General features: G+C 57.9%; 17 protein-coding genes, 1 tRNA gene and 1 rRNA gene. 6 read left to right on the top strand and 13 right to left on the bottom strand.

What is annotated here, in order from left to right; all coding sequences use genetic code 11:
* Both rrf and G9Q80_RS10620 read left to right on the top strand, forming a co-directional pair.
* Window positions 1-97, top strand: a 5S ribosomal RNA gene (gene rrf, locus G9Q80_RS10625); the annotation flags it as partial.
* Between the two features lie 98 nt (window positions 98-195).
* Window positions 196-272 (top strand) — tRNA-Met (locus tag G9Q80_RS10620).
* Between the two features lie 602 nt (window positions 273-874).
* Here G9Q80_RS10620 and G9Q80_RS10615 read toward each other — a convergent pair.
* From G9Q80_RS10615 to G9Q80_RS10565, 11 genes are all read right to left on the bottom strand, one after another.
* Entirely contained in the window at window positions 875-1,777 is a 903-nt protein-coding gene (locus G9Q80_RS10615; RefSeq protein WP_133066401.1) for a hypothetical protein, read from the bottom strand.
* A gap of 9 nt (window positions 1,778-1,786) precedes the next feature.
* On the bottom strand, window positions 1,787-3,460 hold the full coding sequence (locus G9Q80_RS10610; protein WP_121497601.1) for a caspase family protein: 1,674 nt from the start codon (window positions 3,458-3,460) through the stop codon (window positions 1,787-1,789).
* 39 nt (window positions 3,461-3,499) lie between these two features.
* On the bottom strand, window positions 3,500-4,048 hold the full coding sequence (locus G9Q80_RS10605; protein ID WP_133066400.1) for a hypothetical protein: 549 nt from the start codon (window positions 4,046-4,048) through the stop codon (window positions 3,500-3,502).
* A 33-nt stretch (window positions 4,049-4,081) separates the two neighbouring features.
* Window positions 4,082-4,588: a toll/interleukin-1 receptor domain-containing protein gene (locus G9Q80_RS10600; protein WP_088715085.1), complete on the bottom strand. Its 507-nt coding sequence runs from the start codon at window positions 4,586-4,588 to the stop codon at window positions 4,082-4,084.
* Window positions 4,589-4,593: 5 nt separating this feature from the next.
* Window positions 4,594-5,598 (bottom strand): caspase family protein, encoded by a 1,005-nt coding sequence (locus tag G9Q80_RS10595; RefSeq protein ID WP_232788199.1) that lies wholly within the window; start codon window positions 5,596-5,598, stop codon window positions 4,594-4,596.
* 835 nt (window positions 5,599-6,433) lie between these two features.
* The gene (locus G9Q80_RS10590) at window positions 6,434-6,907 is read right to left on the bottom strand and encodes a helix-turn-helix domain-containing protein (protein ID WP_088715083.1); all 474 of its coding nucleotides are present in this window, start codon (window positions 6,905-6,907) and stop codon (window positions 6,434-6,436) included.
* A 124-nt stretch (window positions 6,908-7,031) separates the two neighbouring features.
* Complete coding sequence (locus G9Q80_RS10585) at window positions 7,032-8,660, bottom strand: phage/plasmid primase, P4 family (RefSeq protein WP_168246458.1); 1,629 nt, start codon at window positions 8,658-8,660, stop codon at window positions 7,032-7,034.
* Window positions 8,653-9,168 (bottom strand): bifunctional DNA primase/polymerase, encoded by a 516-nt coding sequence (locus G9Q80_RS10580; RefSeq protein WP_157903824.1) that lies wholly within the window; start codon window positions 9,166-9,168, stop codon window positions 8,653-8,655. Before G9Q80_RS10580 ends, G9Q80_RS10585 begins: the two co-directional genes overlap by 8 nt.
* A complete protein-coding gene (locus G9Q80_RS10575; protein ID WP_088715081.1) occupies window positions 9,165-9,389 on the bottom strand; it encodes a helix-turn-helix transcriptional regulator in 225 nt (74 codons plus the stop codon). Before G9Q80_RS10575 ends, G9Q80_RS10580 begins: the two co-directional genes overlap by 4 nt.
* A 117-nt stretch (window positions 9,390-9,506) precedes the next feature.
* Window positions 9,507-10,655 carry a tyrosine-type recombinase/integrase gene (locus tag G9Q80_RS10570; protein ID WP_088715080.1) on the bottom strand — a complete coding sequence of 383 codons (1,149 nt, stop codon included), beginning with the start codon at window positions 10,653-10,655 and terminating at the stop codon, window positions 9,507-9,509.
* 142 nt (window positions 10,656-10,797) lie between these two features.
* A complete protein-coding gene (locus tag G9Q80_RS10565; RefSeq protein WP_133066398.1) occupies window positions 10,798-11,688 on the bottom strand; it encodes a recombinase zinc ribbon domain-containing protein in 891 nt (296 codons plus the stop codon).
* 475 nt (window positions 11,689-12,163) lie between these two features.
* Here G9Q80_RS10565 and minC point away from each other — a divergent pair, with 475 nt between their 5' ends.
* The 3 genes from minC to minE are packed head-to-tail and all read left to right on the top strand — an operon-like array spanning window position 12,164 to window position 14,126.
* On the top strand, window positions 12,164-13,000 hold the full coding sequence (gene minC / locus G9Q80_RS10560; protein ID WP_088715078.1) for a septum site-determining protein MinC: 837 nt from the start codon (window positions 12,164-12,166) through the stop codon (window positions 12,998-13,000).
* Window positions 12,997-13,845 carry a septum site-determining protein MinD gene (minD, locus tag G9Q80_RS10555; RefSeq protein WP_043140129.1) on the top strand — a complete coding sequence of 283 codons (849 nt, stop codon included), beginning with the start codon at window positions 12,997-12,999 and terminating at the stop codon, window positions 13,843-13,845. The genes minC and minD overlap by 4 nt, the downstream gene beginning before the upstream one ends.
* Window positions 13,842-14,126, top strand: a complete 285-nt coding sequence (gene minE, locus G9Q80_RS10550) for a cell division topological specificity factor MinE (protein WP_043139982.1) — start codon at window positions 13,842-13,844, stop codon at window positions 14,124-14,126. The genes minD and minE overlap by 4 nt, the downstream gene beginning before the upstream one ends.
* Before the next feature lie 703 nt (window positions 14,127-14,829).
* Here the strand turns inward: minE and G9Q80_RS10545 are convergent.
* On the bottom strand, window positions 14,830-15,891 hold the full coding sequence (locus G9Q80_RS10545; protein WP_088715077.1) for a hypothetical protein: 1,062 nt from the start codon (window positions 15,889-15,891) through the stop codon (window positions 14,830-14,832).
* Between the two features lie 165 nt (window positions 15,892-16,056).
* Window positions 16,057-17,301 (bottom strand): 3-oxo-isoapionate-4-phosphate decarboxylase OiaX, encoded by a 1,245-nt coding sequence (gene oiaX / locus G9Q80_RS10540; protein ID WP_088715076.1) that lies wholly within the window; start codon window positions 17,299-17,301, stop codon window positions 16,057-16,059.
* A 131-nt stretch (window positions 17,302-17,432) separates the two neighbouring features.
* On the opposite strand from oiaX, the gene G9Q80_RS10535 reads away from it, so the two are divergent.
* A complete protein-coding gene (locus tag G9Q80_RS10535) occupies window positions 17,433-18,386 on the top strand; it encodes a D-ribose ABC transporter substrate-binding protein (protein ID WP_043139973.1) in 954 nt (317 codons plus the stop codon).
* Window positions 18,387-18,447: the final 61 nt, after the last annotated feature.

Below are 18,447 nucleotides of genomic sequence, written 5' to 3'. Positions count from 1 at the left end.
AGCAAAACACCCGGATCCATTCCGAACCCGGCCGTTAAGTGCCACCGCGCCAATGGTACTGCGTCTCAAGACGTGGGAGAGTAGGTCGCCGCCAAACCTAGTAAAAACCAAATCCCTCTATGCAAAAAGTCAAAATCGACCATTGGTGCACCAACCAATGTCGCCCAAAATACCGGAAGACAAACCCGGAATTGGCGCGGGGTGGAGCAGCCCGGTAGCTCGTCAGGCTCATAACCTGAAGGTCGTAGGTTCAAATCCTACCCCCGCAACCAACTAAATCAAGGGCTTAGCAGGGTAACACCGCTAAGCCCTTTTGCTTGTGTCCGACACATGTCCGAAACGCGACGCGGTTTGCTGCAGACCTCGACACCCCAAACCTACCCCGTACCACGAGTTTTGCGACCAAAGCACGCGCGACGAACTCACCGTGCGATTGTCATCCCCAGGGAGATTCGAGATCTTCGGATGGTTCATCTTGGTGCACCAGTCGCAATTGTCCGAATCCAGGTTGCTCCTCTGGCGTAAATCAGCCGGAAGCGTCAAAATCCTTCGAAGCTCATGCGGTTGCTGAAACATCGCGTTCGCCCGTTTAGACAGACTTAGCCTCGGTGACCATCCATGTCTTGAGGCGGTCGTGGCTGCGACTACCCTTTCCAGCATTTGCAAGGCGAATACGCGTAAAGTCGCCACACGCCACGCCAGCCGTCACCAAATAACGCGGCTCTAATGGATGCTTCCCGAGCAACGCCCGGCTTGAACTTAGTCTGTCAGAACTCCGCCCGCGTCGACGGTCTGGCGCTGTATCAGTCACTATTTTTGAATCGGCTATCTGCACTTAAAAATTTGTATTCTCAGTGAGGATGCCAACGCGGTGTTAAAATCTACGGCCATGAACCCCCTCTAAGTTTGATAGTGTGCTGTACAATTCTTTGGCGACGACCGGACTGCCTATGTAACCGCTAATACCATGTGAATTAGATGTCTGATTTTCGACGTCGTCGTAGTTGCTGATCACTGGAACAACTGGAAATCGATCGCCACTCAAAGGATAAAGGGCAACCACATCTCGGCGATCCCGCGCATTGAACCAGCGTCCAACAGTCGGCGGGTGAACTAAGGGAGACAGTGCTCGGCGCGATATATCCAACCCCAAAGGAGAGCCGAGCGTCATGAACTGTGGAACAGAACCCTTGGTAAAATTTTTCAGTATGTTGTAACCGACTATCGTGCCCAGCGAGTGTGCAATGCATACAACAGGCAGCTCGGTTTTAAATGCAGACGCTACGATTTTATCGATTTCTTTGCGCACCGTCTGGCGCTGAAAGTAAATCCATACATCTCGGAGCAAACTTTCAATTACCTCTGCATCGATGCCGGGAATCTTGTTTAAAAAGCGAATGACCGCCAAGACCCAAAGCCAATTCTGTGGTCCACGCTCGATCAAATCAATGTTTGCTTCTTCTAACAGTGCCGCGTCCTCAATTCCCTTTCGTTGCCGAAGAGCCTCAAAGTGCTCACCCAAGAATGCGCGATACTTTTCGTCGTCCTCATAAATATTAGATCCTCTTACGAGAATGTCACCGGGCGTCGGTTCGCCCAGTGAAGACAAAAACTCAACCAAGCGATCTCCGTAAAACGGAGCCCTAACCTCAACTTTGTCGAGGCAAGACGCCTTATCACCTAAAGCTCTCCGAAGAGGAGTCATCCATTCTTCAATCAGTGCGGCTTCTGATTTCCCTTCTTGTGCTCGTCCGTGGATTAACACCAATCTTGCCATAGGCATTTGTTAAAAGCCCCATTTACTAGATTGAACGAGACCTGCGACCTTATCCATGGCGTCCGCCTCAAATACAGTCCAAAAACCGGCGACTCTACGCAAGTGCTTCATTTCTTCCGCGAAAGGTGTGCCAAACACTTCCAAAAAGTTCCAGGTTTGAGCCAAAAGCGGCATTTTCGGTTGGATTGGGAGGTCTTTTCCAGCTCCACCGAGCAGCCAACTATCAAAAAGGTCGACATTCAAGTCTCGTCGCATATATTCGCGAACCGAGCTCGCACCTTTCGAGTCGCCAGCAAGGGCGTACGCGAGCGCTGCGACCAAGCCGAGAATAGGATCGGATCGCTTCCCCCTCCGCAGCTTTTGAGCTAGCGCGCGGGCAGACTCGCTGTTGAGATCCAGAAGTCCCAATGTGGCTGCGCTCAGAACTTCCGCACGAAGTTCTCCGAGCCACGGATCTTGAAAGGGTCGACAAGAATAGCTTACCGAAAGTGTACGACCCTCGTCGCGAACGACTTCGCACGCATAATCGGAGAGAACCGGCAACAACATACCGCAGCCGTCAGAAAACTGGACTGCGACTTGTGAAGAGTTTCCGGCGAGACGGATTCGGTATGTTGTACCAATTTCCTGTTCTGAAAGTTCGGCGAGGAGACCAGAACCTGAGGCTATGACGGCAAATTTATCGCCTACGCACGTGAGGTGCGTCTCAAACACATCATCGCGCACCCTAATTCGCCCCGCCTGTTCTGCACGCTGGAGCACACCTAGACGTTCTTTGAAGCGCTTATTTTCACGGGCCCGATCCTTGATAATGCCGTCGGGCCCATATGTGGACCCAGAGCGCCGCTTTCTGATAGCCGTCTGTAGACCCAGCGAAGGATGGCCGCGCTTAGCGGAAAAGTTCCGTGTCCGAACAGATGGCGTATCGCCGTCCTTGAGCGCGATATAGCCGTCACGCATCTGGATTTGGACATCCGGTATCTGGGTAAGGCGCAGTGAGATATTCTCCGCACTTGCGCAAACTCGTTCCTCGAGAACGTCTTTTAACCAGTCGTTGCGTACATAAAGCCGTCTGCCGATTGTGAGCAGCGCCTCCGGCGGAGCTTCTTTGTGCGCGTCTAGGAGCTCCTTTGTGAAAAGGCCATGCGCGCATTCAGCCTCTGTAGCATCGCGTTCGTAAGCGGGGTCTCCGGGCTGAGTGGCATAGTAGAAATCTATCTCAGCACTTCTCGGCGTCGGTGCGATATTGGGAAAAATTGACCCGCCGGTGATGCCAGAATGAACATCGCTCTTAGGGGCCACTCGGCAGGCGTCGCTAATAAAAATGATCCGAGGTATGCCTCGATAACGGGCAGCGGCCGCAGAATAGGTCACGTTGACAGATTCAGAGGGATCAACTGGTGCGCCACTTAGCAGCCAATGCTCGTCTAGCGGTCCTTTGAGGAAGCCATGTCCAGCAAAGTAAATGACTAACTGCTTAACAGTGCACTTGTGAACTAAAGAAGTCACCGCACTGAAAATATCGCTCCGTGTCACCGGACCATCTTCGTCAGTGAAGAGGTTCACTTCATACTCACTGCGTCGCAGCCAGCTGGCAACTTCGACGGCGCTGGAGGCTGCCGCCCGAAGTCGAGGAAGGTCCCCGTTGATTGCATCGACGCCAATCACAATTGCAGCTTTCATCGGCACTTTCCAAACAAAAAAGAAGATTCTCTAGAAAGGTCAGGTGAACAATGCTGGCGGGTCGCCACGCCTTTTATAGACAGTTCGTACATATCCTCCCCATTGATCTAGAAGCCGGCGGCACTCCTCGCCGCCGATGAAAGAAGTGGCAGCATCAAGTCTAAATTCGGGTAGATAAAGACCCGTCACGCCCTTCTCAAGTACGCCCTCTGGGAGAACACCTTCCTCACGTAGGATGAGAATCGGCAGGCCGAGTTGGAACGCCATTGCCGGTTCGATTTGACAATATGGACTCGTGAACCAAAAGTCGGATGAAGGTTCTTGGGCTCGGCCCACGATGTCAGCACCCAAGTACTTTGTTGCGGATGCCACATGAGTGCGGCGGAACGCTACCGAGACCAAGCCGCAGCAATGTGTGAGAATCCGTCTTATGCCGACAAGAGGGGCGTCGTAATCATAGCTGCTCTCGGGCCCCAAGGTTAGAGGCTCGAACCCGCGCGAAATCAAATCCGCTTTGAACTCCTCCAGAAACCGCATCTGCGAATAAAGGTGCGGTGTTGGGTGACTTATAAATACGGGTACTTTCATTCTCTCTCCAATGGCTTCCTGGTCACCGAGTTATTAAAATTGCCAGCGACCCCGTTTTAGTTCGGAGCGTAAAGATTTGTGGAAATTGATCGCTTCGCTCTTCTGAATGTGCACGCGATTATCTTCACCTACGGTTATCCTGGATCGGCGCAGAATTTCTAAATCAGCCCGCTTTGAGAGTTTGCAGAACAGATCAATGTCGGAGTTGGAATGAAGATCGGGCCATTTCTCTAAGTATGATGGCAGGTCTACGTAGCCCTCGGAGTAGCTAGCCATCCGAAAACCCTTTTCCGAGCCTACCCCAATCTCCCACGGCACCCACCATGAATCCTTAGTATCCCGTGAAACCACCGCAATGAGTTGGTCGCAATTTGACATTCTATCAAGCAGGAGATCGGCTAGATCAGGCCCATCCTGGGCGAGAGCATCGTCGATCATGTCAAGATACGTCTGAAGTCCGTTTGATTTCACGCGATGTGCCACCCTTTCTGCAGTTCGAGAGTCGGTGTTTTTGTGTGAAATAAAGACCTTTTTCGCCATATAATTTATAGCCTCTTCTTTTCGGCCAGCCTACGAAAATGGGCACCGGTAGCCGTAAGCCGACAGCCACCAGAGAAGACGGCTGAATGCCACATGTGCTCATGATTAGTGGGGACAACCAAACCATGTCGATTGCATTCTTGAAGCTCGCGATAAATCCGTACGTGCTCGTCGTCTACCGGAATGTCTTTCAATCGATCGTGCTCCTCACCTCTATCAGGCTCGTATGAAGGGTCTAGCTTGAATTCGTGCCCTGGCGTCGGGAAGTAACTGGGTAAACGTCTGAGGACTTCCCTTCGAACTTTGGGAGCGACCTCCCGTAAAGTAACAAAGCTCTGCACATTAGCCTTGTATATCGGTCGCTGCTCCCATCCGCCAAGCGTTTGATCTACATGTGCATAAAGCGATGCCGGAGTAACACGCCCGACTATATCGCTCGCTGACCCCGCTAGACCGTCCAGAATGATCCCCGTGAAAGAGCCGTGCCCATTCTCCTCGGCAGCAAACCCTGCACGATGACATGCCGTCAAGATTGTTACACCATTGCCGATATGGGAAACGCGACCCTGGTCACCCAAGCCGACCACTTCGCCAGCGAAACCAGATTGGCAGCTATCCAGGAGTATTACTGTTGATTTTATTCTTGGGTGCGCGTCGTTTGCCTGAGAAAGTATCTCGCCAAGACTAATCCCCCAGCTGGGTTTTCGCCCATCTTGGGTAACAAGGAAACCAGAGTTAGTCTGTTCGTCAACTATTCCGTGGCCAGCAAAGTAGAAAAGCGCGGTCTCTGCCTCTCCGGAGAAAAGTTCCCCAATCATTTTGTGAAGGATTTCACTTGTTACCTCGGTATCGTTGCTCGTAATCCGCCTGACATCAAAATTTGGAGAGCCATCACCGTTTGTCTCGAGAAGTGAAGAAAGCTCAACCGCGTCGTTGACGCAGCCAGTGAGTTTGTTTGGGCTGTCGTAATCGTCAATCCCTACAATCAACGCCTTTTTCATTTCCATCATCCAATTTTATTCAGAAAGTTCACAATATTACTCTCAGTCCAAAGGTTAATCCGTCGGCCTGATATCACAGAAGGCAGCGACCCAACCCTCATGTCGGCGGAAGTGTATCCATGGATCAACATGAGTGGCACGCCCTCATCGATGGCGCACTTCAGCTCCCAAAGCTGCCCGTGAGCTTTGGAGGTGTTTTTCGTAATGATCCCAATACAGCCGGAGCATCCTTTGATCCGGGCCCTACAATTGGTCTTCCAATTTGATTCCCAAGGTTGTTTCACTGAGTAATCAGTAAAATCTATTTGAGTCTTGGCATTCTTCTTCTGTCCAACAAGAAAACCTCTCAAAACTTTGTCTTCCATAGCAAAGCTGATGAATACTCTCGCCATTGTCTCCTCACGTTCACGGCAAACATCTTCGCCAGAGCTCAGTCTAGCGAATGCAAGCCTGAGAATAAAGCTCAGATGGCCTGACTAGCTTTGGTTGTGCTCCGCACTTCTACACCGGAAGGCAGCGGGAGTAGGTGAGGTTCCGCCATTGGAAGGCAAGCGGCAACCCGGTGGTGCGCGCACTTGCGTAAAGCAAACTTTTCCACGGCGTATAGTAAACGGGCGTCGTATCTCTCACTGTCGTTCTAACCAGGAGAGTCTCAATCCGTCCGCTGCGGGTTTCTCAGCCCTTGGCTCAGAGGCGTCGGATGCACACCGACGCAACGCGGCGCGGCTCTGATATGCCCGTCGCGGATGTCTGTGAAGTCTTACTTACTGGGGCAACTCCGGACATCTGTGCGTGTTTCACGAACAGGACGGTAGGTTACGCTGCCAAATCGGTACAGGCCCGATTACTTAAGGCATACCGGCTGCCGAGAAAAATGCAGGTCCAGCGCTTCGATGGTCTCCTGGGAGAGATACCAGGTCTTCCTCCCGGACCTGAGCCTGTCCCGGTCTTCGCGATAGATGCGGTCGAACGTCCATGCTCGCCCCTTCATCTGATCCGTCCCGCCGGCTAGGTTCGGGAAGATTTGCTCGAAGAAGTCGCGGCACTGATCCTCGAATGCGTATTGCAGTCCGACGCGGCTCGCCGCCCATTCGCGGATGTCGGCATACCTGTAGTACGCGGGATCGCCTTGGGTGGGCCGCAGGTACATCGGGGGAACTTGCGGCGGGCCTTCGCCACGGATGCGCCAGTTGCGCATCGTTGCGGAGGTCACGTTGAGGAGGGCAGCGGCCTGCGGACGAGGGAGGAGCCACCAAGGAGGCAACAGCGGCCATTTGGTGGGGTTTTCAAACAGCTTTTGACCGGTTTTCACACTCATATTTTTCGATGCTCATTTGCTGAAATGCAGATGAGTGTAGGCCGTGTAGTCTTTTACCCTAACTCCCTATAGAGGAGAGAATATATAAAAGGTTAGGGTTCTGGCTTACACGGCCTACACGCTCTTAGGCTACCGGCAGGTCATATTGCCGCCACCGCAGGCCAATCCCCGGCCAAACATTACCCTTGTTCGTACGCTTGGGCGAGATACTGGTCCGCTTGATGATTTCCTGGCGAAAGATGTTCTGGCTCAGTTGTGAGTACCCGCCCTTGCCACACCAAGTCCGATATGCCCGATAAAGGTCACTGGCGCCGACACTGGCAGTTTCGTTGATTTCACAGCTCTCTTCAAGGAACGCCATGATCAGGTCTGAGTCAGCCGCATAGCGAGCGGCGGCGGTCGCGACCGTCTCGGGAACGCCCAGGCCATTTTCACGATAATCGGCGAGTCCTGCGAGGATGCGGTTGAAGATACCGCTTGCCTCTTCGCGCAAGCGCTCCGGCAGGGTGTCATCGCGATTATGGATCACGTTCTCAAACGGAACCAGAATAAGCCGGCGCGCCAAAGCTGCATCTCCGCCATCGATGACCGGCAAGGCGTTGCTCACCATGAACAGAGTGAACTGCGGCTGGAACTCGAACGACTCCTTGTACAGTGCGCGCGCGGTGATAGTGTCACCGCCGGTGAGACGCTTGACCAGAGCGGCATCAAGGATCTCGCCCGTTGCGAGCTCGGACGTTGCAACCATCCGTGCTCCCTTAAGGCGGGCGAGATCGTCCCTCACACGTTCAGTGCGCTGCCTGATGAACGTATTGGGCTCGGCCGACCGGGCGTAATCGCCGAAGATATGCTGGACGATATTGATAAGGGTCGACTTTCCGTTACTGCCCGCCCCGTGGAAAATCGTGAAAACCTGCCTGTTCGGCTTACCAAGCAGTGCATACCCGAACAAACGCATCAAGAATGACTGCATTTCCTCCGGCATGATGTCGTCCATGAAGCGATCGAACGTGGGGCAGGTCGCGTCAGGATCGTAGGATACGTTTGCAAGCTTCGTGAACCGAAGTGCGGGGTTGTGCGCCCGCAACTCCATCGAATCCAAATCGAGCACGCCGTTCTGCAGATTCAGAAGCGGACCGGGTGCGTCAAAGTCGTCAAGGTCCCTGAAGATGCTAGGAGCACTGCTGACCAAATCAGTGATGCGGTTCACCCGAGCTGCGGAAAGCAAACTCTTGGCGCTCTTCATCCGCTCGACATCACCTGATGCGGCAACCGTCCGATAAAGGTTCTGAAGCAGGTTCTTGGTTGCTTCCGCAACGCGGGCAGACGCTCCTTCGGGGCTCCACTTCTTCCCGTCGAAATACATCCAGCCCGTCGCGGACGTCATACAGCAATGGGGCGCAAGCTCGCGAGCCGCGACAACCGAAAGCGGAATGTCGTCAAAAGGCACGTCGTCATTGGCGGGTGCGTAGTTGCTGATGCTCCTTGCTACCTGATCCACCTCTTCGATCGGAAGCGGGTTATTGCTGGTCCGGTTGATTGCCTCGAGCATGGTGAAAAGCTCTTCGTGGCTCGCTCCCCGCCGGCGGGCTGCTCCTGCAATGCTCGCGAGAGTTTCGTTACGCCCTCCCTCACGCATGAAGGCTGCAGGCGGATAGTTGGAGTTTGCGGGAACGCGCGCCGGCGCAGGATCCGTCAGTTCCTTGATGAGTGCGGTAGGGGCGGCCGGGATGTTTACGGGCATGTCAGACATTGAGGGTTTCCCAAGTGTAGTTGTTTCCAGAGATGTGCTTGGAAGGGGGAGCGACGACGTAACCACCGGTCCCCCTAACATCGAGATTGAGGCCGAGCCTGCTGGCACTGCTGCGGATGGGCGCGGAGGGCATTGCGAAATAGAAGTGGAGACCCCCGCTGCCGGTCCGGACTACGGCCTCGGCAGGGAGCCGGCCAATCCGCTCCTCGAGCTCTGCAAGAGACCGCTCGCCACTCTTGTCGGCACCGATGTCGACATCCAGGACGAAGATCCCAGATGCCTCGCCGGTGGCGATAGCAACGTTGGCGTCCGGGACTTGCGACCACCAGTCACGAATGGTCTCTCCATCGGTCGTAGCGTTCTTGAAGCCGCCGGGAAACACGGGGTGCTTCCCAGGGCTCTTGCAGTCGTCTGATCCGCAGGTGCAGCGACCGTCTACGATCCCATGCACCGGAAAAACGGCCCATCCGCGCTGAGCGTATTCAAGCGCCTTAAGCATCATGGTCATGCTGCACCTCCCACAAAGGTGCGGGTCGGCAGTACCTCGTTTGCGGCCAGCCATTCTTCGAGCGCCGCGCGGCGGTACAGAACCTTCCGCCCAAGCTTGCACCGGGGCGGGCCAACACGCAGGGCGTGCCAACGGTTCAAGGTGCGCTCCGAGACGCCGAGAAGGTCGGCTACTTCGGTGGCAGTCAGTTGTGATTCAGTCTGTGACACGATGGTCTCCATTACTTGTTGCAAGTGGAGACCTTGTACCCTTTCCTGACTCTGCCTGTCTTCCCCTGGCTTCGCGAAATGACCTTGTAAGTCATTGATATTTTGCTTTATTTCGCGAAATGCGCCGGATCATTTCGCGAAGCTCGCGGTTGACAGGTGCTGCGAAACACGCTCTGCGGCACGTCGCATAGGGTCATCCATCAAGTGCGCATAGCGAAGGGTCGTCTGATGCTGAGAGTGCCCGAGCAGCTTCCCGATGGTTTCCAAAGTCTCGCCGCTTGAGATCAGCAGGGAAGCAAACGAGTGGCGGAGATCATGGATGCGCAAGTCTGCAATTCCGGTCTCCTCCTTGAGCCAAGCCCAAGGACGCTTCAGATCCGGCATGGCTGTTCCCTTCGACGTTGGGAACACAAAAGGATGCTCTGCCGTCTCCTGCATTCCACGTAGTAGGGCAACTGCCGCGTTAGATAGGGTGATCCGCTTGCGCGTCCGATCCTTGGTCTTTTCTGGCGGGCGGATCCATAGGCCGAGTTCAAGGTCAAGGTCACGCCACTCGAGTGTCAGCACTTCGCTGCGACGCGCGCCTGTCAGCGCCAGGAGGCGGATAGCGTTTGCAGCCTTCTGGTTGGGCATCCGATCCAGAGCATCGAAGATCCTCTCATATTCAGCGTTCGACAGATAACGCTCCCTTGCATGTTCCCTGTTCCTGCGAAACCCGGTTGCTGGATTGGCGTCGATCCATTCCCAGCGCATCGCCAGGTTCAGCGCCTTGCGGAAGGCCTCGAGAACGCGATTTGCACGAGTGCTGCCAGTCCGGCTGACCTCGGCATGTAGAGCGTCAATCTGTCGGCTGTTCAGTTCCCGTACCAGCGTCGTGCCGAGTTTTGGCAGAATGTACTTATGCCACATGCTCTTCTGATCTTGCGCCCCGCGTTTCGACAGGTTGGGCAGATGGACGCGCTCGTACTCGTTCCAGAGGTCAGAAACCCTTGGTGCCTTTCGCAGGTCTTGTTCTTCAGCCAGAGGATCGAACCCTTGATCGATCTGTCGGCGTAGCCGCTTGGCTTCGTCACGAGCCGCCGCTGCGCTCCACGTCGGAAAGCTCCCGATGGTCTTCCTCCGTTCGCGACCATGAATGGAGTAGTTCAGGACGAACGAGCGCGCGCCGGCAGCTGTCACTCGCAAACCAAATCCGGTGAGTTCGCTGTCGCGATGAAACTTGTAACCGCTCTTGGGCAGCTCCGCCTTCTTGCAGAATGTCTCGTTGATCTTGAGCATATCGTGTCCGTCTTGTGTCCGACTATTTGTGCGAACGTATGACAGTGGATGACTCTTTGCGTCAACGTAAATTGTTGATATTTCGCGAAATATGGATGTGATCACTGATTTCTTTGATGTTTTCCGATACTGGCCCGCAGGCTCATAACCTGAAGGTCGTAGGTTCAAATCCTACCCCCGCAACCAACGTTACTTGCCTCGAAGGCCCGCCACCATGGCGGGCCTTCGGCGTTTCCGGTAACTCACCGACGCGAAACGATAAGATCGCTCCAAGTTCCCCGAAAAGTTCAATCTCATGGCCGTTTGGTGCATCCGCGTCGGGGTGCAGAACAATCCTGTCGATAAGACTCCGCAGGAGATCCGCTGCCTCCGACCGAGTGTCTGGTGCGTTGAGTGTCGCTACGAGGTCTGCCACCTTCCGGGCATAAATATCCGAAAGCCCCGGGTGCAGCGCCACAGGTTCTGGCGCCGGAGTGGCAGAAAGCCTAGCCTCCAACTCAGCTCGCTCCGCCTTCAGAGTATCCATCTTCGCCTTCATGCTCTGATGGAACAGTCCTTCGGTGATCGCTGTTTCGATCCTGTCGATCTCCTTGACCACCTTTGCGAGGCGACGTTCCTCCTCGGTCCGGGGGGCCAGTGTGGCCAAACATTCCTTCTGTATCTCGTCCTGGAAGGTCCGAATGAACTCGGAAACAAGCTCGGGCTGCATCAGATAATGCTGAAGCCCGTTAAGCACGCGTGCCTCGACGATCGTCCGTGCGATGCTGCGCCGATTATCGCAGGTTCCGCGGTTCCGAGCCGCAGAACATCCGTAACGCGACGCACTGATCATGATGTAGCCTGCACCACAGTGTCCGCAGTTCAACAGCCCTGAAAGCAGGTCACGCGGCCGACGGCCACGTTCCGTCGCCCGTGAACCCGGTTCTTCGGAACGCGCCTCCAGGATCTCATCCCGGATCGCGCCTTGCCGACGCTTCAGCCGAAACCAGAGATTGTCTTCGATGATCCTCATGTTTGGAACATCTTTGATCACCCACACCTCCGGCGGGTTCGGACGGGCCTGTCGCTTGCCGGTGTCAGGGTCCTTCACGAAACGCTGTCGGTTCCAGACGAGCCGACCGATGTGAACCGTCCCGGATTTACCGGAGAGTAAAAGGCTCGAAGGATACGCGTGATGGGCAAGAGACCCCACACGAGCCTCGACGGGCTCACCCCGTGGGAGTATCACCAACGGTCGGTAGAGGACCAAACCCTGAACAGAGCGAACTCATAAACGCGGACTCAATGAGGACCGGGTCATTGATGTCAGCAAGCCAGATCGGCTGGCGTGGATTTCAGGTAATATAATGAAATTAAATTAAAAGTGGAGGCGGTTTGGCGTGGCGCGTCCTTCTTCACGTTTGCACCTGACGGTTTTGCCCTGACATCGGCCGCCGGGGTCCGAGACCGTGCTAGCGCGGATATCTTTCAGCGACTTCCTGCTGAAATCCGGCGGTGTCCGAATTTCAATGTGGCACTCGCGTCTCAACGCTTTAGCCAGAGCAAAAACGGGGCGAGGCGACTCGCTACCGAAAAACGAGCAGGAGCAGAGCATCATCGTGTCGTCACGTCACGCCAATGAACGGCCCACGCGCGCGCGGGCAGTCGTCAAACCATTCCAGATCCGCGGCCGTTTCCTGACTGCGCTCGCGCTCCGGCTCGAAGGCGGCCCACCCGATGTCGCGTTTTACGAAGCGCTAGACGAGCAGTTGCAGCAGACGCCGCAGTTCTTTTCCGCGGCGCCGGTGGTGCTCGATTTCGCCAGGGCTCCCGGCATCGCCACGCCAGAGAAGATTCGCGACCTTGCGCATGAGCTTCGCGAACGGAACCTTTTGGTCTTCGGCGTTCAGAACGCGGGTCCCATAGATCAATCGGCCCTGCAGTCCATGGGACTCATCCCACTCTGTCCCGGGCGGGACGAGCCGGGCCCGGATGACGCGACACGCCGCAAACGCGGCGCCGAAAAACTGTTGCCGCCCGATAACAAGATCGTCACCGCGCCGGTTCGTTCGGGGCAGATCGTGGTTGCCGAACGCGGCGATCTGACCGTGGTCGGCTCTGTGGCATCGGGCGCAGAAGTGGTCGCCAGCGGCAACATCCATATCTACGGCACCCTGCGAGGCCGGGCCGTGGCAGGCGTACATGGCAACGTGAACGCGCGTATCTTCTGCGGGAAACTTGACGCTGAACTCGTGGCCATCGCCGGACTTTACAAGACCAGTGATACGCTCGACCCCGCGGCACGCGACCGGTGCGCGCAGATCTTCCTCGAAAAAGAAAAACTATGCATGGAGGCGATCGCATGACGACGCAAATGAAAGCAGAACCGCCCCTCGGTCGGGTCATCGTGATCACATCCGGCAAGGGCGGCGTTGGCAAGACCACCTCGGCTGCTGCCATCTCTGCCGGTCTTGCCAAGCTGGGCCATAAGACGGTGGTCATCGATTTCGATGTAGGCCTCCGCAACCTCGACATGACGATGGGCTGCGAGCGGCGCGTGGTGTTCGACTTCATCAACGTCATTCAAGGGGATGCGCGGCTCAAACAGGCGCTTATTCGTGACAAGCGCCTGGAGACGCTCTCGATCCTGCCAACGTCGCAGACGCGCGACAAGGATGCTCTGACAAAGGAGGGCGTCGAGGCAGTGTTGGACGAATTGAAGAGGGAGTTCGACTACATCATTTGCGACAGCCCCGCCGGGATCGAGCGCGGTGCGCATCTTGCGATGTATTTCGCTGACGAGGCCGTTGTCGTGACCAATCCCGAGGTCTCTTCCGTGCGCGACAGCGACCGAGTGCTGGGGCTGCTCAGCAGCCAGACACAGCGCGCGGAAACCGAGGGTGCCGAACCTGTCAAGGCCCAAGTCCTGCTGACGCGCCACGATCGCGCCCGGGTCGACAGGGGCGAGATGATGACGGTCGAGGACGTGCTGGAAATCCTGGCGGTGCCTTTGCTGGGGATCATTCCGGAAAGCCAGGCGGTGTTGCGGGCATCAAACGTCGGCACGCCGGTCGTGCTGGACGAACCCTCCGCCGCCTCCAGAGCCTATGAGGACGCGGTCGCTCGGCTGACCGGCCAGGAAGTGGAGATGCGGGTTACAGGCGAGCGCCGCCCGGGGCTGTTCCATCGGCTTTTCGGACGGTCGGCATGAGCCTGTTCGGACTGTCTCTCAGGTCGCGCCGCACAAAATCGGCGCAGACGGCGAAAGATCGCCTGCAGATCCTGCTGGCGCATGAACGTGGTCGGGGTTCGGGTGCGCCGGACTACCTGCCGGCTCTTCAGCGTGACATCGTGCAGGCGGTTCGGAAATACGTGGATATCGAGATGGACGATGTCGACGTCCGGATGGACCGGAGCAAGGACGTTTCGAGCCTCGAGATCAATGTCGAGATTCCCGCGGCCAAAACGGCTCGATTGCGCTCAAAGGACTGATGGGCGCGATGGTGGTGACGTTCACCAAATTGTACGTCCGGCTGCTGGATCGGACATGCCGCGGTTCTTCGGTCCGAGTGCAGTATCGCTTTTGGGGGACTGGGGCGGGCAGGGCTCGCTTGGGCGTCACCTCAACAGGTGTTTTGCCACAGTCCAGCCGCTGCGCCCGTCGGGCAGGACGAAATCCCACCAGATCGCTCCTACGCTCTCGCAGGGGGACACCGTTTTGACGGCGCGCGCGCGGCATCGGGGCTACGCCGAAACTTGGGCCAAAGACGGTATCGCTGCTACCTCTTCTCACCCTGAATGGTTGCGGTGGCGGGGCCCGGTCAGGCTCGCCGCCTCTGTCATGAAGGCGCGTCTTTCGGCGTCCAGCCGGTCTGCCTGTTCGGCGGCCTGTCCCGGGTAGGCCTCGGCGCGCACGGCCCCCAGGACGCGCAGTCCGTCAGGCTATGGCCGCAGGTGCAGGGGACATCGGGGGCCAACCCGCCCAGACATCGCGCAACTGGCCGATGTTCAAGACGTTTTCGCCTTGCGACAAAAGAATGCTGAGGTTCGTCGTTCGCGAACGGCCGGAGCCCGAGATCATCAGGCCAATTGCTCTGTCGCGCATCGTCTGCCTCGCTCCGGTCAATGCGGGGGTTTAGTGCCACCTGCCTCGATCATTTTGAAGACCATTCAACCCTTTCCAAGCCTACCTGCGTCAGTTGCGCGCCCCCCTCGCGAACAGGCCGAACAGGCTCCGGCGGCCCGCTGCAAGGCGGGCAATCTCTGCCTGCAGGGCCTCGATCCGGTCGGGGTCGGTGACGCAGACGTCCGCAACCCTGCTCAGGCCGCGGATGCGCTGGTCTGCCTGTTCTGGCGACAGGGCGGGCTGGCCGATGTCGGGAAAGCGGACACCGAATGTCTGGTCCAGCCAGTCGAGGTCCTGTGCCCGGGCCTCGATCGCCTCTTTCAGACCGTCGCGCAAACGGGGCCGCGAAAAGCCGGGGCAATTGCCGTCGGCCTCCTGCACAAGGGCCTTCATCCGTTGTGTGCGTTTGGCGTGATAGCGGGTCGGGGCGTCGATCTCGCCGCGCAGGTAGCGCTGCATGATTTCCATCGCCTCGGGGCTGAGGCTCGTGTTGTCCTCGGTGGCCGAGTGTTTCGCGCCGGCAGGATCGATCCCGGCGAAGCGCTGGCAGAAATCCGTCACCACGTCCTGGCCGGCCAGTTCGGACCGGGCAAAGCGCACGCAGGTCAGGGGGCCGGGGCCATGAAGGCGCCAGGGGTCCAGTGTGTCACGGAAATAGCTGCGCGAGGGAATCGCGAAATCGGGACGTTTCTTCAGGTCCTGCTGGGCGGAGGACAGGAAATGCGAAGCCGGGTCGCGCAGGTAGGCACAGACGTCGATGTGGCTGAAAAGGGGGCGCAGTTCCTCGGTCAGACGCTGAAGCGCCGCCGCGGGAAAGGGGCGGAACTGGTTTTCGCAGGACAGGATCACCAGCCGTGGGTTGGTCTTGCGGATGGTGTCGCGGGCATCTTTCCAGAACGCCTCCCCCAGGGCCCGTTTGCGGTTGTCGGCACGGGCGCCACTCAGCCGGGGATCGTGCTGTTTCACGTCGTCGGTGAGATAGGAAAAGATGTCCTGGTGATTGGTGTGCTTGCCGGTCTCGGGGAACAGCACACCCGCGTCGCGCAGCATCTCGGGATTGGTGCGCAGGAAGTTCTGGATAGAGGTCGAGCCGGTCTTTCCCTGGCCGATGTGGATCAGAAGATTGGGCATCTTGGACACGCTTGGCTACAGAGGAAATGCGCAGGCTGGGCAGAGTGCCGCCCTCAGGACCTGATACACGCCTGCGTGATCACCTGCAAACCGCGCTTTCGCCGCCTGCGCACCCGTCTTCGGCGTCCCCTCCCGGGAACAGCGGTCGTCATGTACGCGCGCCGCCTATCCCCACTTGTCCAGCGAGGCCCGCAGCTCTGGATGCTGCCGCGCCTTGTCCGGCAGTGACAGGCCTTCGGCAGCGGCCTCCCAGGCTTGCCGGATCGCTTGAACGCCTGCGGCGGCGCCCATCGGGTGCCCGTGAATGCCGCCACCGCCCAGATACATCAGGTCTAGTGTCCGGCCCGTGCGGTTGTAGGTCTCGACCGCCTGTCCGCCCCACTGGCCCGAACAGACGACCGGCAGGGGCCTGTCGTCCTCCGAAAAGATGGGAGTCATCACGTCGTGGAAACTTTTGACAAAGCTCTCGTCCGGTTCCCAGTACTTGGCCGCGATGCCGTTGATCTGAAACTGGTCGACGCCCATCAGGCGCCAGAGCTTTTGGTAGGCGCGGAATTCCATCCCCAGCGCCGGATGGCGGGTCAGGATGTCCCAGCCGTTGCGGTGGGCGTGCAGGCACAGCTGCGAGCGTTTGCGCAGGAAGCTCATGCCGCCCGGTCCGATCGAGTTGATGTTGATGACTGCCGCGTTGCCGCCGCGTTTCACGACATGGTCATGCCCGCGCATCATCTGGTCGGGATCGGCCGACGAAATGCCAAAGGCATACATCACCCGCTTGCCGGTCTTCTGCGCATGGGCGTCGATCACCGGCATGATGGCGTCGACCCGCGCCTCTAGCGGGGCGTAGCCGGGGTTCATCATCTTTTCGTCGTCCTTGATGAAATCGACCCCGGCGGCGCAAAGCTCGGCCACCACTTCGGCGGTGTCCTCGGGTGTCAGCCCCAGCGAGGGCTTGATGATCGAGGCGATGATCGGCCCTTCTTCGACGCCAGTCAGGCGCCGGGACCCCTTGATGCCGAATTGCGGTCCGGGATGGCAGGACCAGGCATCAGGCAAGTCGAAGTCCATCACCCGCACCCCGGTCAGCCCACGTGCGGCATAGACGCCGCCGACCGTCACCGTCATCAGCGCCGCGATGTCGGTGCCGATCGCTTCCAGCGGATAGGCGATCACTGCGTCGCCACGGTTGTAGGGCCCGGGGGTGTCGGTCGGAAAGCCGGGCCGGTCCACAGGGGGCAGGGCGGTCACGCTTTCCACCCGGGCCGCGCAGCGTTTGCGCACCGCGTCGGTTTCGCCAGGCAATTCCGTGAAGGTCCCGGTGGATTGGTCCGAGGCGATCTTTGCCGCCATCGCCTCGACGCTACCGGGGCATTCGATGCGATAGGTCACACGGATGAAATCGTCGGTCATGAGGTCTCCTGTCAGGGGTGGACTGTAGTACTCATCATACCTGTTGACAATCATGTAATCATATCACAGGTTAACCGTGATCAGGGAGGTAGGACCCGTAACGGGCCGACTGATCTTTGGAGGAATGATTCATGAGCATTACACGTCGTCTCTTTGTATCCGGTCTGGCCATTACGGCGGTTCTGCCGACTGTCCGCGCGGCCCAGGCACAAGGCAAAGGCCTGATCGCGATCATCACCCCGAGCCACGACAACCCCTTCTTCAAGGCCGAAGCCGTGGGCGCCGAGGCGCGGGCACTGGAACTGGGCTATGAGACCCTTGTCCTGGTGCATGACGACGATCCCAACAAGCAGTCCGAGATGTTCGACACGGCCATCGCACGCGGCGCGGTCGCGATCATCTGTGACAATGCCGGGGCCGATGCCTCTGTCGCGCCGGTCCAGCGGGCCAAGGACGCGGGCATCCCGTCCTTCCTGATCGACCGCGAGATCAAGACCAGCGGCATCGCCATCAGCCAGATCGTGTCGAACAACTACCAGGGCGCGCAACTGGGGGCCGAGGAATTCGTCGCGCTCATGGGCGAAGAGGGCCCCTACGTCGAACTGCTGGGCCGCGAGGCAGATACCAACGCGGGCATCCGCTCGGCCGGGTATCACGACATCATCGACCAGTACCCGGATCTTCAGATGGTCGCGCAGCAGTCCGCCAACTGGTCGCAGACCGAAGGCTACGAGAAGATGGAAACCATCCTGCAGGCCAATCCGGGGATCAAGGGCGTGATCTGCGGTAACGACACGATGGCGATGGGCGCCTGGGCCGCGCTCGAGGCGGCGGGCCGCACCGACGTGATCGTGGTGGGCTTTGACGGTTCCAACGACGTGCGGGATTCGATCCTGGCCGGCGGGATCAAGGCGACCGTGCTGCAACCGGCCTATCGCCAGGCACAGCTGGCGGTCGAGCAGGCGGACGAATACCTGCGCACCGGGTCGACCGGTCAGCCGGAGAAACAGCTGATGGACTGCGTGCTGATCACGCCGGACAACGCAGGGCGGCTGGAAACCTTCGCCCTTGCCGACGCAAGCTGATTGACCCCGGCGGCCCGGCTCTGAAGCCGGGCCGCCCCATCCTCGAACAACACCGGAAGTC

The organism is Mameliella sp. LZ-28 (assembly GCF_012274245.1).
GTDB lineage: Bacteria > Pseudomonadota > Alphaproteobacteria > Rhodobacterales > Rhodobacteraceae > Antarctobacter > Antarctobacter albus.
Note: the sequence above shows the minus strand (reverse complement) of the source record. Positions and strands in the feature narration are given on the sequence as shown.

What these genes read in the sequence shown, in the direction of transcription:
- G9Q80_RS10575 (WP_088715081.1), bottom strand. Translation starts at nt 9,389, where the DNA reads ATGGAGACCATCGTGTCACAGACTGAATCACAACTGACTGCCACCGAA.
- G9Q80_RS10585 (WP_168246458.1), bottom strand. Translation starts at nt 8,660, where the DNA reads ATGTCTGACATGCCCGTAAACATCCCGGCCGCCCCTACCGCACTCATC.
- G9Q80_RS10610 (WP_121497601.1), bottom strand. Translation starts at nt 3,460, where the DNA reads ATGAAAGCTGCAATTGTGATTGGCGTCGATGCAATCAACGGGGACCTT.
- G9Q80_RS10595 (WP_232788199.1), bottom strand. Translation starts at nt 5,598, where the DNA reads ATGATGGAAATGAAAAAGGCGTTGATTGTAGGGATTGACGATTACGAC.
- G9Q80_RS10545 (WP_088715077.1), bottom strand. Translation starts at nt 15,891, where the DNA reads ATGCCCAATCTTCTGATCCACATCGGCCAGGGAAAGACCGGCTCGACC.
- G9Q80_RS10605 (WP_133066400.1), bottom strand. Translation starts at nt 4,048, where the DNA reads ATGAAAGTACCCGTATTTATAAGTCACCCAACACCGCACCTTTATTCG.
- G9Q80_RS10570 (WP_088715080.1), bottom strand. Translation starts at nt 10,655, where the DNA reads ATGCTCAAGATCAACGAGACATTCTGCAAGAAGGCGGAGCTGCCCAAG.
- oiaX (WP_088715076.1), bottom strand. Translation starts at nt 17,301, where the DNA reads ATGACCGACGATTTCATCCGTGTGACCTATCGCATCGAATGCCCCGGT.
- G9Q80_RS10580 (WP_157903824.1), bottom strand. Translation starts at nt 9,168, where the DNA reads ATGACCATGATGCTTAAGGCGCTTGAATACGCTCAGCGCGGATGGGCC.
- minD (WP_043140129.1), top strand. Translation starts at nt 12,997, where the DNA reads ATGACGACGCAAATGAAAGCAGAACCGCCCCTCGGTCGGGTCATCGTG.
- G9Q80_RS10615 (WP_133066401.1), bottom strand. Translation starts at nt 1,777, where the DNA reads ATGGCAAGATTGGTGTTAATCCACGGACGAGCACAAGAAGGGAAATCA.
- G9Q80_RS10535 (WP_043139973.1), top strand. Translation starts at nt 17,433, where the DNA reads ATGAGCATTACACGTCGTCTCTTTGTATCCGGTCTGGCCATTACGGCG.
- G9Q80_RS10590 (WP_088715083.1), bottom strand. Translation starts at nt 6,907, where the DNA reads ATGAGTGTGAAAACCGGTCAAAAGCTGTTTGAAAACCCCACCAAATGG.
- minE (WP_043139982.1), top strand. Translation starts at nt 13,842, where the DNA reads ATGAGCCTGTTCGGACTGTCTCTCAGGTCGCGCCGCACAAAATCGGCG.
- G9Q80_RS10600 (WP_088715085.1), bottom strand. Translation starts at nt 4,588, where the DNA reads ATGGCGAAAAAGGTCTTTATTTCACACAAAAACACCGACTCTCGAACT.
- minC (WP_088715078.1), top strand. Translation starts at nt 12,164, where the DNA reads ATGTGGCACTCGCGTCTCAACGCTTTAGCCAGAGCAAAAACGGGGCGA.